At 61.9% G+C, this 15254-nt stretch carries 13 protein-coding genes; 10 read left to right on the forward strand and 3 right to left on the reverse strand.

The features are described 5' to 3' along the window. Positions 1–39 precede the first annotated feature (39 nt). Positions 40–804 (reverse strand): TOBE domain-containing protein, encoded by a 765-nt coding sequence (locus KHP07_RS12335; RefSeq protein WP_214497258.1) that lies wholly within the window; start codon positions 802–804, stop codon positions 40–42. Between the two features lie 58 nt (positions 805–862). Further along, the gene (locus KHP07_RS12340) at positions 863–1600 is read right to left on the reverse strand and encodes a ComFC family protein (RefSeq protein ID WP_214497259.1); all 738 of its coding nucleotides are present in this window, start codon (positions 1598–1600) and stop codon (positions 863–865) included. A gap of 92 nt (positions 1601–1692) precedes the next feature. Between KHP07_RS12340 and bioB the strand changes: the two genes are divergently transcribed. The 10 genes from bioB to KHP07_RS12390 all read left to right on the forward strand — a co-directional run bounded on the left by bioB (position 1693) and on the right by KHP07_RS12390 (position 14024). Next, a complete protein-coding gene (gene bioB, locus KHP07_RS12345; RefSeq protein WP_016977842.1) occupies positions 1693–2748 on the forward strand; it encodes a biotin synthase BioB in 1056 nt (351 codons plus the stop codon). Positions 2749–2862: 114 nt separating this feature from the next. Then, on the forward strand, positions 2863–4044 hold the full coding sequence (bioF, locus tag KHP07_RS12350) for an 8-amino-7-oxononanoate synthase (protein WP_078050453.1): 1182 nt from the start codon (positions 2863–2865) through the stop codon (positions 4042–4044). Beyond that, on the forward strand, positions 4037–4768 hold the full coding sequence (locus tag KHP07_RS12355) for an alpha/beta fold hydrolase (RefSeq protein WP_214497260.1): 732 nt from the start codon (positions 4037–4039) through the stop codon (positions 4766–4768). Before bioF ends, KHP07_RS12355 begins: the two co-directional genes overlap by 8 nt. Further along, positions 4761–5573, forward strand: a complete 813-nt coding sequence (gene bioC / locus KHP07_RS12360; protein ID WP_214497261.1) for a malonyl-ACP O-methyltransferase BioC — start codon at positions 4761–4763, stop codon at positions 5571–5573. Before KHP07_RS12355 ends, bioC begins: the two co-directional genes overlap by 8 nt. Beyond that, on the forward strand, positions 5570–6250 hold the full coding sequence (bioD, locus tag KHP07_RS12365; protein ID WP_078050450.1) for a dethiobiotin synthase: 681 nt from the start codon (positions 5570–5572) through the stop codon (positions 6248–6250). The genes bioC and bioD overlap by 4 nt, the downstream gene beginning before the upstream one ends. 106 nt (positions 6251–6356) lie before the next feature. Next, positions 6357–6638: a hypothetical protein gene (locus KHP07_RS12370; RefSeq protein WP_025857014.1), complete on the forward strand. Its 282-nt coding sequence runs from the start codon at positions 6357–6359 to the stop codon at positions 6636–6638. 323 nt (positions 6639–6961) lie between these two features. After that, positions 6962–8767 (forward strand): acyl-CoA dehydrogenase C-terminal domain-containing protein, encoded by a 1806-nt coding sequence (locus KHP07_RS12375; RefSeq protein ID WP_214497262.1) that lies wholly within the window; start codon positions 6962–6964, stop codon positions 8765–8767. 207 nt (positions 8768–8974) lie between these two features. Then, on the forward strand, positions 8975–10264 hold the full coding sequence (locus tag KHP07_RS12380; RefSeq protein ID WP_078050448.1) for a GGDEF domain-containing protein: 1290 nt from the start codon (positions 8975–8977) through the stop codon (positions 10262–10264). Between the two features lie 90 nt (positions 10265–10354). Beyond that, a complete protein-coding gene (locus KHP07_RS12385; RefSeq protein ID WP_214497263.1) occupies positions 10355–12124 on the forward strand; it encodes an acyl-CoA dehydrogenase C-terminal domain-containing protein in 1770 nt (589 codons plus the stop codon). Between the two features lie 121 nt (positions 12125–12245). Continuing rightward, positions 12246–14024 carry an acyl-CoA dehydrogenase C-terminal domain-containing protein gene (locus KHP07_RS12390; protein WP_214497264.1) on the forward strand — a complete coding sequence of 593 codons (1779 nt, stop codon included), beginning with the start codon at positions 12246–12248 and terminating at the stop codon, positions 14022–14024. Positions 14025–14250: 226 nt separating this feature from the next. On the opposite strand, the gene KHP07_RS12395 is transcribed toward KHP07_RS12390, so the two are convergent. After that, entirely contained in the window at positions 14251–15150 is a 900-nt protein-coding gene (locus tag KHP07_RS12395) for a LysR family transcriptional regulator (RefSeq protein WP_100492005.1), read from the reverse strand. Positions 15151–15254: the final 104 nt, after the last annotated feature.

The following is a 15254-nucleotide window of genomic DNA, read 5'->3' on the forward strand; positions in this document are numbered from 1 at the left end:
GGCGTGACGAAATTGTTGCAGTTTGAATACGGGCGGCGGCTACACCGGCGTTCCGAGCAGCACATTGCTCGGTGCGAATTGCACCTGGATCGCCTGGCCTTCGGCGGCGCCCAGGGCCTTGAGTGCGTCGGGCTGCGCCAGGGCGCACAAAACCTGGCCGCTGGGCAGGGCGATGCGGACTTCGCTGGGGCCGTCGTCGGCGTCGAGAATGGCGTCGACGGTGCCGCTCATGCAATTGTGTCCAGTTGTTGCAGGGCACCCGGCCGCCAGCAGTTCCAACCAGCCGGCCTTGATCAGCGCGACCACTTCAACACCGGTTTCCAGTTCCAGCCGCTGCGTGCTGTCACGGGTGATCTGCGCATCCAGGCTCAGCCCACCCGCCAGTTGCAGGCGGATCAGGTCATTCCGGCCATGCGGCTCGATGGCGATGACCTGGCCGTGCAATTGGTTACGTGCACTGGTGCGCAGCATCAAGCGGCCAAGTAGGTTGAAGTCACTGGCGGCTTCATCCGAGCCCAGCACTTCGGCCTGCACCGCTTGCAGGCGTTGGTAAAGGCGCAACACGCGCTCGCCCTCGGCCGTCAGCTTGGCGCCACCGCCGCCTTTGCCGCCAACGCTGCGTTCTACCAGCGGTTTTTGCGCCAGGTTGTTCAACTCGTCGATGGCATCCCACGCCGCCTTGTAACTCAAACCGGCGCTTTTCGCGGCCCGGGTGATGGAGCCCTGCTCGGCGATATGCGCCAGCAGGGCAATGCGCTGGGGGCGACGGATGATGTGTTGGCTGAGGGATGCAGGCAGAGACATAGGGATACGCTTCGATGTGATGGGCTGAACGTTGCGGGCAAGGTGGGCGGGAGTCAAGTCAGCTGCCGGGTTTGGGCGTGCGCGCCAGGCAGTACACATCGACCTGCCGCGCGCCGGCCTGCATCAACAACCGCGCCAGGCTGTGGGCGGTGGCACCGGTGGTGAGTACGTCGTCGACCAGGGCCAGGTGACGGCCTTGCACCTGGGCGTCGGGCGCCAGTGCGAAAGCGCCGAGCAAGTTGCGTTTGCGGGTCTTGGCATCGAGGGCTTGCTGGGCGACAGTTTCATGGGGGCGTAACAACAGCTGTGCATCGTAGGGGATGTTCAGGTCGGTGCTGAGCCAGCGCGCCAGCATCAGCGCCTGGTTATAGCCGCGTTCGCGCAGGCGCTGGCGTGCCATGGGCACCGGCAGCAAGCATTCGGGCCGTGTGAGTTCCCTATTGTCGAGGCGGTGTTGCAGGTGCTGCGCCAAAAGCCGCGCGAGCATCTGCCCAAGGGGCCAGCGCGCCTGGTGCTTGAAGCGGCTGATCAGGCTGTCGATGGGAAAGCTGTAGGTCCAAGGTGCGATCACCTGTTTAAAGGCAGGAGGGTGTTTCTGGCATTGACCGCAGATCAGGCCCTCCATTGGCAGGGGCAGGGCGCACACCTCGCAGTGTTCCAGCAGCCAGGGAAGCTCGGTTTCGCAGACGTTGCATACACAATTGGCGGAGTCGGTCGCTTCATCGCAGATTAAACAGGGTTGAGCGTTTTTTAACCAGATGTAAACCTTGTGTTTGTAGTCGGGTTGACAGTGCATGGATCTTCCTTAAATATGCCGAGCATCCGTGTCGTGCCTGTGGGTATTGCCCTTCCCGCAGCGCTTGCCAAAGCATAATCAAGGAATCGCCCATGAGCGCCAGCACCACCGCCACTTTGCGTCACGATTGGTCCCTCGCCGAAGTCAAAGCGCTGTTCGTGCAGCCCTTCAATGACCTGCTGTTCCAGGCGCAGACCGTGCACCGCGCGCATTTCGACGCCAATCGTGTGCAAGTGTCGACGCTGCTCTCGATCAAAACCGGCGCCTGCCCGGAAGATTGCAAATATTGTCCGCAGTCGGGCCACTACAACACCGGCCTGGAAAAAGAGAAGCTGATGGAAGTGCAGAAGGTCCTCGAAGAGGCCGCTCGCGCCAAAGCTATCGGGTCGACCCGCTTCTGCATGGGCGCCGCCTGGAAGCACCCGTCGGCCAAAGACATGCCCTACGTGCTGCAGATGGTCAAAGGCGTAAAGGCCATGGGCCTGGAAACCTGCATGACCCTTGGCCGCCTCGACCAGGACCAGACCGAGGCCTTGGCCCAGGCCGGCCTCGACTACTACAACCACAACCTCGACACTTCGCCGGAGTTCTACGGCAGCATCATCACTACCCGCACCTACAGCGAGCGTCTGCAAACCCTCGCCTATGTGCGTGATTCAGGGATGAAGATCTGCTCCGGCGGCATCCTCGGCATGGGCGAGTCCCTCGACGACCGCGCCAACCTGCTGATCCAGTTGGCCAACCTGCCGGAGCATCCGGAATCGGTGCCGATCAACATGCTGGTGAAAGTCGCCGGCACGCCGCTGGAAAACGCCGAGGACATCGACCCCTTCGACTTCATCCGCATGCTCGCCGTGGCGCGCATCCTGATGCCGCAGTCCCATGTGCGCCTGTCGGCCGGCCGTGAAGCGATGAACGAGCAGATGCAGGCCCTGGCGTTCTTTGCCGGTGCCAACTCGATCTTCTACGGCGACAAGTTGCTGACCACCGCCAACCCGCAGGCCGACAAGGACATGCAACTGTTCTCGCGCCTGGGCATCCTGCCGGAAGCGCGCGAAGAGCACGCGGACGAGGTGCATCAAGCGGCGATCGAGCAGGCGTTGGTGGAGCAGAAGAGCAGCGAGCAGTTTTATAACGCCGTTGTTTGACTCGGACCCTGTAGGAGCCGGCTTGCTGTGGTGAGCAGGCTTGTCCTGCGCAGGGCTGCGAAGCGGCCCCTCCGACATTCTCGACTGAGTTAATCCTGTTAAACCGAGGCCAGCATGTCTTTCGATCTCGCCGCGCGCCTCGCTGCCCGCCGTGCCGAACACCTTTATCGTCAACGCCCGCTGCTGGACAGCCCCCAAGGCCCGGACGTGGTGGTGGACGGCCAGCCGCTGCTGGCGTTCTGCAACAACGATTACCTGGGCCTGGCCAATCACCCGCAGGTGATCGAAGCCTGGCGCGCCGGAGCCTCCCGCTGGGGCGTGGGCGGTGGCGCTTCGCACCTGGTGGTTGGGCATGCCACGCCGCACCATGAGCTGGAAGAAGCCCTGGCGGACCTCACCGGTCGCCCGCGTGCGCTGCTGTTTACCACGGGCTACATGGCCAACCTCGGCGCAGTCACGGCGTTGGTGGGGCAGGGCGATACGGTGCTGGAAGACCGCCTCAACCATGCCTCGCTGTTGGATGCAGGCTTGCTCTCCGGTGCGCGCTTCAACCGCTACCTGCACAACGACGCTGACAGCCTGGCCAAGCGCCTGGAGAAAGCCACCGGCAATACCCTGGTGGTCACCGACGGCGTGTTCAGCATGGACGGCGACCTGGCAGACCTGCCCGCGCTGGCCCGTGAAACCAAGGCCAAAGGCGCCTGGCTGATGGTGGACGATGCCCATGGCTTCGGCCCATTGGGCGCCAATGGCGGTGGGATCGTCGAGCATTTCGGCCTGAGCCAGGACGACGTGCCGGTATTGGTCGGCACCCTGGGCAAAGCATTCGGCACCGCCGGCGCTTTTGTGGCCGGCAGTGAAGACCTGATCGAAAGCCTGATCCAGTTCGCCCGCCCGTACATCTACACCACCAGCCAACCGCCTGCGCTGGCGTGCGCCACCCTCAAAAGCGTGGAGCTGTTGCGCACAGAACATTGGCGACGCGAGCACCTCAGTGGTTTGATCCGCCAGTTCCGCCAGGGGGCCGAGCAACTGGGCCTGGACCTGATGGACAGCTTCACGCCGATCCAGCCGATCCTGATCGGCGACAGCGCCAAGGCCGTGCGCCTGTCGCAGATGCTGCGCGAGCGCGGCTTGATGGTCACCGCGATCCGTCCACCTACCGTGCCGGCGGGCAGCGCGCGTTTACGCGTGACGCTGACGGCAGCCCACAGCGCGGCGCAGGTGCAGCTATTGTTAAACGCATTGGAGGCGTGTTTCCGCTTGTTAGGCAGTTCGGAGCGAAGCCATGCGTGATCGACTGATATTGCTCCCCGGCTGGGGCCTGGGCGTATCGCCGCTGGAACCGTTGGCCGCTGCGTTGCAGGGGTTGGACGAGCACCTGCAGGTGCAGATCGAGCCGTTGCCTGCGCTGGATTCCGGCGACCTGGCTGAATGGCTCGACGAACTCGACGCCACGCTGCCGGACAACGCCTGGCTGGGCGGCTGGTCCCTGGGAGGCATGCTGGCGTCGGAGTTGGCGGCGCGGCGCGGCGAACGCTGTTGCGGCCTGCTGACCCTGGCGAGCAACCCGTGTTTTGTCGCCCACGACGATTGGCCGAGCGCGATGCCCGCCGAGACCTTCGACGCCTTTCTCGCCGGCTGCCATGCCGACTCCCAGGTCACCCTCAAGCGTTTCGGCCTGTTGTGCGCCAAGGGGGCCGAAGACCCGCGCGGGTTGTCGCGCCTGCTGGTCAGCGGCGCACCGAATACGCCGTCGAGCGTGTTGATGCCCGGGCTTGAACTGCTCGCCCAACTCGACACACGCGAGGCCTTGTTGGCGTATCGCGGGCCACAGTTGCACCTGTTCGCCGGACTGGACGGGCTGGTGCCCGCCGAAGCCGCCAGCGACCTGCTGGCCTTGCTCCCCGATGTTGAAATCGGCCTGATTGAACAGGCCGGCCACGCGTTTCTTCTGGAGGACCCCCACGGTGTTGCGGGGGCGATCCAGGCTTTTTTGCATGAGTGCGTCGATGACTGATTTATCCCACGCCCCGCTGCCGGGGGCCTTGCCGGACAAGCGCCAGGTGGCGGCTTCCTTTTCCCGCGCGGCTGCCAGTTACGACAGCGTCGCCGAGTTGCAGCGGGCGGTGGGCAGCCAATTGCTGGCGCGCTTGCCGGCGAGCACTGCGCCACAACGCTGGCTGGACATGGGCTGCGGCACCGGGTATTTCAGCCGCGTGCTGGCCGAACGGTTGCCGGCAAGCCAAGGCATTGCGCTGGATATCGCCGAGGGCATGCTCAACCACGCACGCCCCTTGGGGGGCGCACATCACTTCGTCGCGGGTGATGCGGAGCGCTTGCCGCTCAAGGATGAAAGCCTGGGATTGGTCTTCTCCAGCCTTGCCGTGCAATGGTGCGCCAACTTCGAGGCGGTTCTCAGTGAGGCCTATCGCGTGTTGCAACCGGGCGGTGTGCTGGCTTTCGCCAGTCTCTGCGTGGGCACCCTGCAAGAGCTGCGCGAAAGCTGGCGCGCGGCGGATGGACTGGTGCACGTCAATCGCTTCCGTACGTTCGAGGCTTATCAACAACTGTGCGCGGGCAGCGGGCTGCGAGTGGTCAGCCTGGAACGGCGCCCCCATGTGCTGCATTACCCGGACGTGCGCAGCCTGACCCACGAATTGAAGGCCTTGGGCGCCCATAACCTCAATCCGGGGCGGCCAGGAGGGTTGACGGGCCGCGCGCGGATTGTTGCACTGGTGCAAGCCTATGAGCAGTTCCGCCAGGCCCCGGGCCTGCCGGCGACTTACCAAGTGGTGTATGCCGTACTGGAGAAACCTCTATGAGCGCCGCTTACTTTATCACCGGGACCGACACCGACGTCGGCAAGACCACTGTCGCCGCCGGCCTGTTGCACGCTGCGCGGCAAGCCGGCAGAAGCACGGCGGCCGGTAAGCCCGTGGCATCCGGCTGCCAGGTCACGCCCAAGGGCCTGCGCAACGCCGATGCCCTGGCGTTGTTGGCCGAATGTTCCTTGCCCTTGAGTTATGCCGAGGTCAACCCGGTGGCGTTTGAACCGGCCATCGCGCCGCATTTGGCGGCGCGTGAGGCGGGTGTATCACTGACAGTGCAATCCTTGCTTAAACCCATGCAACAGATTCTGGCGCGGCAGGCAGATTTCACCTTGATCGAAGGCGCAGGCGGGTGGCGCGTGCCACTGGCGGATCAGGCGAACCTGTCGGATTTGGCCATGGCGCTCAAGCTGCCAGTGATCCTGGTGGTAGGCGTGCGCCTGGGTTGCATCAGCCATGCCTTGCTTACCGCCGAAGCCATCGCCCGGGACGGTTTGCAGTTGGCCGGTTGGGTGGCAAATATCATCGACCCGAAGACCTCTCGTCTGGAAGAGAACCTCGCCACCCTGGCCGAGCGGCTGCCTGCACCCTGCCTGGGGCGCGTGCCCAAACTCAAGCACGCCGGGGCCGAAGCCGTTGCTGAATACTTGCAATTGGACCTGCTTGACTGATTTTGGCTATCAGCAAGGCATTATGCCATTAGTGTTTTTGACGGGCTGTTTGCCGGGATATCTGCTTCAATTCAACTTCACGATTCTCTAAAGGCAGGCTTACGCCATGGAAATCTCTGGAAGCAGCGCGTTTTACTCGGGGCTGAGCACTATTCAGGCCGGGCAGAACCGTGTCGACCAGGCCGCCGGCAAAATTGCCAGCGCCGCGACCACCCAGCCATCGGATGCGCAAAGCGACCGTCTGCAAGCCAACGATCGGGCCCAACCGTCCAACTCGGCAAGCAATATGGTGGAAATGGCCCAAGGTAAATTCCAAGTGGAACTGGGTGCAAAAGTCGCCAAGGCTTCGGATGAAATGCTCGGTACCTTGATCGACACCTACGCTTAACCCCCCTCTACATGCCAGTCGGCTCTCGCTTTACGTGGGAGCTGGCTTGCCTGCGCTAGCATCTAATCGTTTTCACTGATTTAACGCGGCGCCTGTATCGCAGGCAAGCCAGCTCCTACAGTCGTGTTTCTCTCCTGATCGTTCGTGTGGCATCTCGCCGCAGGCGTTGCCCTTGCGCGATTGATTCACGTCATGACAAACGGCGCCCGGACGACGCTTGACATCCCCAGGTGGTAAACGTATGTTTCAAACACCTGTTTGACCGCCACAGCACAATTCCACGCGGTTGTTCATTCCAGATACATCAGCAGAGGTTTATCGCTATGCCTGACTACAAGGCCCCCTTGCGTGATATTCGCTTCGTTCGTGACGAACTGCTTGGCTATGAAGCGCACTATCAGAGCCTGCCGGCTTGCCAGGACGCTACCCCGGACATGGTTGACGCCATCCTTGAGGAAGGCGCCAAGTTCTGTGAGCAAGTACTGGCACCGTTGAACCGCGTGGGCGACATCGAAGGGTGCACCTGGAGTGAGTCAGGCGTTAAGACCCCTACGGGTTTCAAAGAAGCCTACAAACAATTCGTCGAAGGCGGCTGGCCAAGCCTGGCCCACGACGTGGAGCACGGTGGCCAAGGCCTGCCGGAATCCCTGGGCCTGGCGGTAAGCGAAATGGTTGGCGCCGCCAACTGGTCGTGGGGCATGTACCCAGGCCTGTCCCATGGTGCGATGAACACCATCTCCGAGCACGGCACCCCCGAGCAGCAAGAGGCTTACCTGACCAAGCTGGTGTCGGGCGAATGGACCGGCACCATGTGCCTGACCGAGCCACATTGCGGCACCGACCTGGGCATGCTGCGCACCAAGGCCGAGCCTCAGGCTGATGGTTCCTACAAAGTCTCCGGCACCAAGATCTTCATCTCGGCCGGTGAACACGACATGGCCGATAACATCGTCCACATCGTATTGGCCCGCCTGCCGGATGCACCGGCCGGCACCAAAGGCATCTCGCTGTTTATCGTGCCGAAGTTCCTGCCGAACGCCGATGGCTCCATCGGTGAGCGCAACGCCGTGTCCTGCGGTTCCCTGGAACACAAGATGGGCATCCACGGCAATGCCACCTGCGTGATGAACTTCGACGCAGCCACCGGTTTCCTGATCGGCCCGGCGAACAAAGGCCTGAACTGCATGTTCACCTTTATGAACACCGCTCGCCTGGGCACCGCGCTGCAGGGCCTGTCCCACGCCGAGATCGGCTTCCAGGGCGGCTTGAAATACGCGCGTGACCGCCTGCAAATGCGCTCCCTGACCGGCCCGAAATCTCCGGACAAAGCCGCTGACCCGATCATCGTGCACCCCGACGTGCGCCGCATGCTGCTGACCATGAAAGCCTTCGCCGAAGGCAACCGTGCGATGGTGTACTTCACCGCCAAGCAAGTGGACATCGTCAAATACGGCACCGACGACGAGGCCAAGAAGCAGGCCGACGGCCTGCTGGCCTTCATGACTCCGATCGCCAAGGCGTTCATGACCGAAGTCGGTTTTGAATCGGCCAACCACGGCGTGCAGATCTACGGCGGCCACGGTTTCATCGCCGAGTGGGGCATGGAGCAGAACGTTCGCGACAGCCGCATTTCGATGCTGTACGAAGGCACCACTGGCATCCAGGCCTTGGACCTGCTGGGCCGTAAAGTGCTGATGACCCAGGGCGAAGCGCTCAAGGGCTTCACCAAGATCGTGCACAAGTTCTGCCAGGCCAACGAAGGCAACGAAGCCGTCAAAGAATTCGTTGCACCGCTGGCTGCACTGAACAAAGAGTGGGGCGAGTTGACCATGAAGGTCGGCATGGCCGCGATGAAAGACCGCGAAGAAGTGGGTGCCGCCTCGGTGGATTACCTGATGTACTCCGGTTACGCGTGCCTGGCTTACTTCTGGGCCGACATGGCGCGCCTGGCTGCCGAAAAACTGGCGACCGGTACTACCGAAGAGGCGTTCTACACCGCCAAGCTGCAGACCGCGCGCTTCTACTTCCAGCGCATCCTGCCGCGTACCCGCACTCACGTGGCCACCATGCTGTCGGGTGCCAACAACCTGATGGACATGAAAGAAGAAGACTTCGGCCTGGCTTACTAAGCCTCACCGGGTTCACTTCCAGAGCCGCCGCTCCTTTACGGGAGCGGCGGCTTTTTTGTGGGCGATAAAAAACCGCAGTACAGCGCTCAGGGATTGTCGCCGGCTGCCGTTACAGTGATGGCAATGTGATACATGTGCGGCAGGGTGTGCTTAACTGTTCGCATAAAGGCACAGTGCCATCATTTTTTGCGGGTCGGAGTTTTACCCTTGTCACGCGTGTCCGCTGTACGGTTCAGTCACTTTCTTCCTTCGTTGCTGCTCTTGCTGGCGGGGCTCTCGGCTGCGTACGTCAAGGACCTCAACGTCTTCTTCACTTCGCTGTTCAATGTGTTGCCGACCCTGGTGCTGTTGCTCGGCGGTTCGTACTGCGCGGTGTACCGCCGTCAGCGTGAACTGTTCTTGATGATCACCGTGTACATCGCCTACTTCCTGCTGGATACCCAGACCGACTTCTACCGCGACAACGGACGTGTGCGCGAAGACGCGGCCGTGGTGTTCCACTTGTGCTGCCTGTTGCTGCCGTTGCTGTTCAGCATCTACGCGCTGTGGCAGGAGAAGACCCACCTGTTCCGTGACTTCGTCGCGCGTGGTGCGGTGTTGCTGGCGATCGGCAGCGTGGCCTTGGCGCTGGAGCAGAGTTATCCCCAGGCGGTGCTGAACTGGCTGGCGGAGATTCGCTGGCCGGCGCTGCACGGCAGTTGGATGAGCCTGATCCAACTGTCTTACCCGATGTTCCTGATCGGCTTCCTGACCCTGGCGGCGCAATACTGGTACCAACCGCGCCCGCTGCATGCGGCGCAACTGGTGGGGCTGCTGGGCCTGTTCTGGATGTTGCCGCAGACGTTCATCCTGCCGTTCACCCTGAACATCATGTGCAGCCAGGTGATGTTGATGATCGCCGCCGGCGTGGCCCATGAGGCTTATCAAATGGCCTTCCGCGATGAGCTGACCGGCCTGCCGGGGCGTCGCGCGTTGAACGAGCGCATGCAGCGCCTGGGGCGCAATTATGTGCTGGCGATGAGCGACGTCGACCACTTCAAGCGCTTCAACGACACCCATGGCCATGATGTCGGTGACCAGGTGCTGCGGCTGGTGGCGAGTAAGCTGTCCAAGGTCAACGGCGGCGGGCGCGCCTACCGCTACGGCGGTGAAGAGTTCGCCGTGGTGTTCGCCGGCAAGACGGTGGAGGAATGCTTGCCGCACCTGGAAGAGATCCGCGAGATCATTGCCGACTACGACATCAAGCTGCGTAATTCGGACCGTCCCCAGGACGATCAACAGGGGCGTCAGCGTCGTTCGGGCAGCGGCGCTTCCAGTGTGTCGGTGACCATCAGTATCGGTGTGGCCGAACGCCAGGCCGAGCAGCGCACGCCGGAGGAAGTACTCAAGTCCGCCGACCAGGCGCTGTACGCCGCCAAGGGCGCGGGGCGCAACTGCGTGGTGGCGGCTGGGCAAACGCGGCGCGGCGCAGTGCGCATGGAGAGCGCTGCCGGTTGAGTGATGGCGGTGTATTCAGCGGTTCTACAGTGATTGTTCGCGGCAGTGGCTAGCAGTAGGTTGAAACCATCTGCTGACGGAGACATTGCCATGCCTGAGTACAAAGCTCCCCTTCGCGACATGCGCTTCCTGATCGACAACGTGTTTGATTTCCACGGCCACTACGCCGCATTGGGCGCCACCGATGCCAGCCCGGACATGGTCGGCGCGATCCTCGAAGAAGGTGCGAAATTCTGCGAGAACGTGCTCGCACCGCTCAACCGCAGTGGCGATGAAGAAGGCTGCCATTTCGACAATGGCGTCGTCACCACACCCAAAGGCTTCAAGGACGCCTTCGCCCAGTACGTGGACGGCGGCTGGCACGGCGTGGCGGCGGATCCGGCCTACGGTGGCCAAGGCTTGCCGCAGTCATTGGGCCTGGTACTCAGCGAGATGATCGGCTCCAGCAATACCTCTTGGGGCATGTACCCAGGGCTGACCCACGGGGCGATGTCGGCGATCCATGCCCATGGCACCGCCGAGCAGAAAGACACGTTCCTCACCAAACTCACCGCCGGCGAATGGACCGGCACCATGTGCCTCACCGAAGCCCACTGCGGCACCGACCTGGGCCTGATCAAGACCCGCGCCGTGCCCCAGGCGGACGGCAGCTACGCGGTCACCGGCAGCAAGATCTTCATCTCCGCCGGCGAACACGACATGAGCGCCAATATCATCCACCTGGTACTGGCCAAGCTGCCGGATGCGCCGGCGGGCACCAAAGGTATCTCACTGTTTATCGTGCCCAAGTTCCATGCCGATACCGGCGCGCGCAACGCGGTGCACTGCGGTTCTATCGAACACAAGATGGGCATCAAGGGGTCGGCGACCTGCGTGCTCAACTTTGATGGCGCCAAGGGCTTCCTGATCGGCGAGGCGAACAAGGGCCTCAACTGCATGTTCACCATGATGAACCATGCCCGCCTAGGCACTGGCATGCAGGGCCTGTGCAATGGCGAGGCGAGCTTCCAGGGGGCGATCAAATACGCCAACGACCGCCTGCAGATGCGCTCGCTGACCGGCGCTAAGGCCCCGGAAAAAGCCGCCGACCCGATCATTGTGCACCCTGATGTGCGCCGCATGCTGCTGACCATGAAGGCCTTTAACGAAGGCAACCGCGCGCTGACCTACTTCACCGCGCAATTGCTCGACACGGCGCACCTGAGCAGCGACGCCACCCAGCGCCAGGACGCCGAGGACCTGTTGGCGTTTCTCACACCTATTTGCAAAGCCTTCATGACCGACACCGGGCTGGAGGTGACCAACCACGGCATGCAGGTTTTCGGCGGCCACGGTTACATCCGTGAATGGGGCATGGAACAACTGGCACGCGATGCGCGGATTGCGCCGATCTATGAGGGCACCAATGGCATCCAGGCCCTCGACCTGCTGGGGCGCAAGGTGCTGGGCAGCCAGGGCAAGCTGCTGCGTGGTTTTACCAAGATTGTGCATAAGTTCTGTGGGGCGAATGCCGAGCACCCGCAGCTCAAGGGCTATGTGGCGCAGCTCAACCAACTGAACGGGGAGTGGGGCGAACTGACCACCAAAGTCGGCATGGCCGCGATGAAGAACCCTGATGAAGTGGGCGCGGCGGCCGTGGATTACCTGATGTACAGCGGCTACGTCATTCTCGCCTACCTGTGGTTGCGCATGGCTATTGCGGCCTTGGCCCACGATGACACCGACTTTGCCAAGGCCAAGCTGGCCACGTGCGACTTCTACTTCAAGCGGCTGCTGCCGCGCACCGCCACCCACCGCGCGGCTGTGGAAGCGGGCAGCGAATGCCTGATGAGTCTGCCTGCGGAGGCATTTGCGCTGTGATGACTTAAAAATACCTATCAGTCACAAGTAGACCCTATGTGTCTGAAAAGTTGTTCGGGTACACTCGGGGCCTGTAAAACCGATCCTACCGAATCACTTTCATGTTCTCACGAGGTTTGCCATGGCTGATTACAAAGCGCCGCTGCGTGATATGCGCTTCGTCCTCAACGAAGTCTTTGAGGTCGCCACCACTTGGGCCCAATTGCCGGCATTGGCAGACACCGTTGACGCCGAAACCGTAGAGGCCATCCTCGAAGAAGCCGGCAAGGTCACCGCCAAGTCCATCGCCCCGCTCAGCCGCGGCGGCGATGAACAAGGTTGCCGCTGGGACAACACGGCGGTGTTCACCCCGGACGGTTTTCCACAGGCCTACAAAACCTATGCCGAAGGCGGCTGGGTTGGGGTAGGTGGTGACCCGATGTTCGGCGGCATGGGTATGCCCAAGGCGGTGTCGGCCCAGGTTGAAGAGATGATCAACTCGTCGAGCCTGGCGTTCGGTTTGTACCCGATGCTGACCTCCGGCGCCTGCGTATCGATCAACACCCACGCCAGCGAAGAACTGAAAGCCGCTTATTTGCCGAAGATGTATTCCGGTGAATGGGCCGGCTCCATGTGCCTGACCGAAGCCCACGCCGGTACTGACTTGGGGATTATCCGCACCAAGGCCGAACCGCAGGCGGACGGTTCCTACAAAGTCAGCGGTACCAAAATCTTTATCACCGGGGGTGAACACGACCTCACCGACAACATCATCCACCTGGTGCTGGCCAAGCTGCCGGACGCACCGGCCGGTCCAAAGGGTATCTCGCTGTTCCTGGTGCCGAAATTCATGGTCAATGCCGACGGTAGCCTGGGCGCGCGCAACACCGTGAGCTGCGGTTCCATTGAGCACAAGATGGGGATCCAGGCGTCGGCGACCTGCGTGATGAACTTCGACGAAGCCGTGGGTTACCTGGTGGGTGAGCCGAACCGTGGCTTGGCGGCGATGTTCACCATGATGAACTACGAGCGCCTGGGTGTGGGCATCCAGGGCCTGGCGTCCGGCGAGCGTTCCTACCAGAACGCCATTGAATATGCGCGCGACCGCGTGCAAAGCCGTGCACCGACCGGCGCACAGCATGAAGACAAAGTGGCCGACCCGATCATCGTGCACCCGGACGTGCGCCGCATGTTGCTGACCATGAAGGCCGCGAACGAAGGTGGCCGTGCGTTCTCCACCTATGTGGCGACGCAACTGGACATCGCCAAGTTCAGCGATGATGCCGCAGCCCGTGAGCGCGCCGATAACCTGGTTGCGTTATTGACCCCGGTGGCCAAGGCGTTCTTGAGCGACCTGGGCCTGGAAACCACCGTGCTCGGTCAACAAGTGTTTGGTGGCCACGGTTACATTCGCGAGTGGGGCCAGGAGCAACTGGTGCGGGATGTGCGCATCACCCAGATCTACGAAGGCACCAACGGTATCCAGGCCTTGGACCTGATGGGCCGCAAGATCGTCGGCAGCGGCGGAGCGTTCTACACCTTGTTCGCCGATGAGATCCGCGCGTTCATTGCCTCGGCGGGTACCGAGCTGGGTGAATTCACCAAGCCGTTGAGCGCGGCCGTGGATAACCTGGATGAGTTGACCGCCTGGGTGCTGGATCGCGCCAAGACCAACCCGAACGAAATCGGCGCAGCGTCGGTGGAGTACTTGCACGCCTTTGGCTATATGGCCTACGCCTACATGTGGGCACGCATGGCCAAGGCCGCGCTGGGCAAGGAATCGGAAGAAGATTTCTACGCCAGCAAGCTGGGCACCGCGCGCTTCTACTTTGCGCGCTTGTTGCCACGCATTCACTCGCTGAGTGCGTCGGTAAAATCCGGTAGTGAATCGCTGTTCTTGCTGGATGAAGCCCTGTTTTAAGGGATTGGAGGGCGTGTAAGCATTCTCTTACATGACGTGCTGCTATTCGTCCTCTATCGCCAGATTGGATCCACGGATAATCTACTTCACATGGACGTCGCGCAGGAAGCGCAAAGCAACAACACGGACACGTAGGATTCTGCCAGGAAGGCGGAGTGAAATGGATGTCAGGGAAACAGTCTGCAAAGCCCCGCTTCGGCGGGGTTTTCTTTTGCCCGCGAAAAAGTCAGGCAGGCGCCTGCGGGGCATTCATCACGTCTTCCAGCAAAGTGCGCAGCAGCGCCACCGTCGCCTGCTGGCGCTGCACATCGCGGCACACCAACCCCACTTTCAGCGGCACCCTGGGTTCACTCAAGGGTTTCCACAGCAGCAACTGGCTGTTGTGCTCGTCTTGGGAGCGCCCCGGCAGCACGGTCGCCAGTTTTGTGTGCGGCAAGCTGTCGAGAATCCCCACCATGGTATTGAGCTCCGCCTGCACTTGCGGGCGCCGTCCGAGGTTGGACAGTTGGCCCTGCCAGATCTGTCGCACCTGGAACTCTTCCCCGAGCAGCAACATGGGCAACTCGGCCGCCTGCTTCAGCGAGACTTTCTTGAATTCGCGCAACGGGTGGTCCTCGGGGATGACCACTTTCAGCTCATCTTCATACAGCAACACGCCATGCAGCCCCGGCTGGCGTGGCGGCAAATAGCTGATGCCGATATCCAGCGAACCGTTCAGCAACCGCCGTTCGATCTCAAGCCCGGTCAATTCGTAGATCTGCACCACCAAGTGCGGCTGAGCCTTGCGCACGCGTTCGAGCATCTGCGGGACCAGGCTGGTGTGCACGGTTTGCAGTACGCCAATGGCCAACGTGCGCATCGCCTGGCCCTTGAAGTTACGCAGCGCTTCAACCGCCTGCTGCAGACCATCGATCAGCGGCAGGGCATGGTTGTATAACGTGTGCGCCGCCAGTGTCGGGAGCAGGCGCTTGCTGCTGCGTTCGAACAGGCTCACGTCCAGGTTCTGTTCCAACTGGCGAATCTGCTGAGACAGCGCCGGCTGGGAGATCGACAGACGCTCCGCGGCACGGCCTACGTGGCCTTCCTCATACACCGCGACGAAATAACGCAGTTGCTTGAAATCCATAAGACTTACTTATCGAAAAAGCTGGAAAAACGAAATGGCTGTTGGCCCCCGAGACGCCTAGTCTAGCGCCTATTCGCAGGGCTTACAGGGCCGGATCGGGCAAT

This window comes from Pseudomonas sp. VS40, assembly GCF_018587885.1.
GTDB classification, from domain to species: Bacteria; Pseudomonadota; Gammaproteobacteria; order Pseudomonadales; family Pseudomonadaceae; genus Aquipseudomonas; species Aquipseudomonas pergaminensis.

Excerpts from the sequence above, each read along its gene's own strand:
- KHP07_RS12335 (WP_214497258.1), bottom strand. The coding sequence starts at position 804 with ATGTCTCTGCCTGCATCCCTCAGCCAACACATCATCCGTCGCCCCCAG.
- KHP07_RS12340 (WP_214497259.1), bottom strand. The coding sequence starts at position 1,600 with ATGCACTGTCAACCCGACTACAAACACAAGGTTTACATCTGGTTAAAA.
- bioB (WP_016977842.1), top strand. The coding sequence starts at position 1,693 with ATGAGCGCCAGCACCACCGCCACTTTGCGTCACGATTGGTCCCTCGCC.
- bioF (WP_078050453.1), top strand. The coding sequence starts at position 2,863 with ATGTCTTTCGATCTCGCCGCGCGCCTCGCTGCCCGCCGTGCCGAACAC.
- KHP07_RS12355 (WP_214497260.1), top strand. The coding sequence starts at position 4,037 with ATGCGTGATCGACTGATATTGCTCCCCGGCTGGGGCCTGGGCGTATCG.
- bioC (WP_214497261.1), top strand. The coding sequence starts at position 4,761 with ATGACTGATTTATCCCACGCCCCGCTGCCGGGGGCCTTGCCGGACAAG.
- bioD (WP_078050450.1), top strand. The coding sequence starts at position 5,570 with ATGAGCGCCGCTTACTTTATCACCGGGACCGACACCGACGTCGGCAAG.
- KHP07_RS12370 (WP_025857014.1), top strand. The coding sequence starts at position 6,357 with ATGGAAATCTCTGGAAGCAGCGCGTTTTACTCGGGGCTGAGCACTATT.
- KHP07_RS12375 (WP_214497262.1), top strand. The coding sequence starts at position 6,962 with ATGCCTGACTACAAGGCCCCCTTGCGTGATATTCGCTTCGTTCGTGAC.
- KHP07_RS12385 (WP_214497263.1), top strand. The coding sequence starts at position 10,355 with ATGCCTGAGTACAAAGCTCCCCTTCGCGACATGCGCTTCCTGATCGAC.
- KHP07_RS12390 (WP_214497264.1), top strand. The coding sequence starts at position 12,246 with ATGGCTGATTACAAAGCGCCGCTGCGTGATATGCGCTTCGTCCTCAAC.
- KHP07_RS12395 (WP_100492005.1), bottom strand. The coding sequence starts at position 15,150 with ATGGATTTCAAGCAACTGCGTTATTTCGTCGCGGTGTATGAGGAAGGC.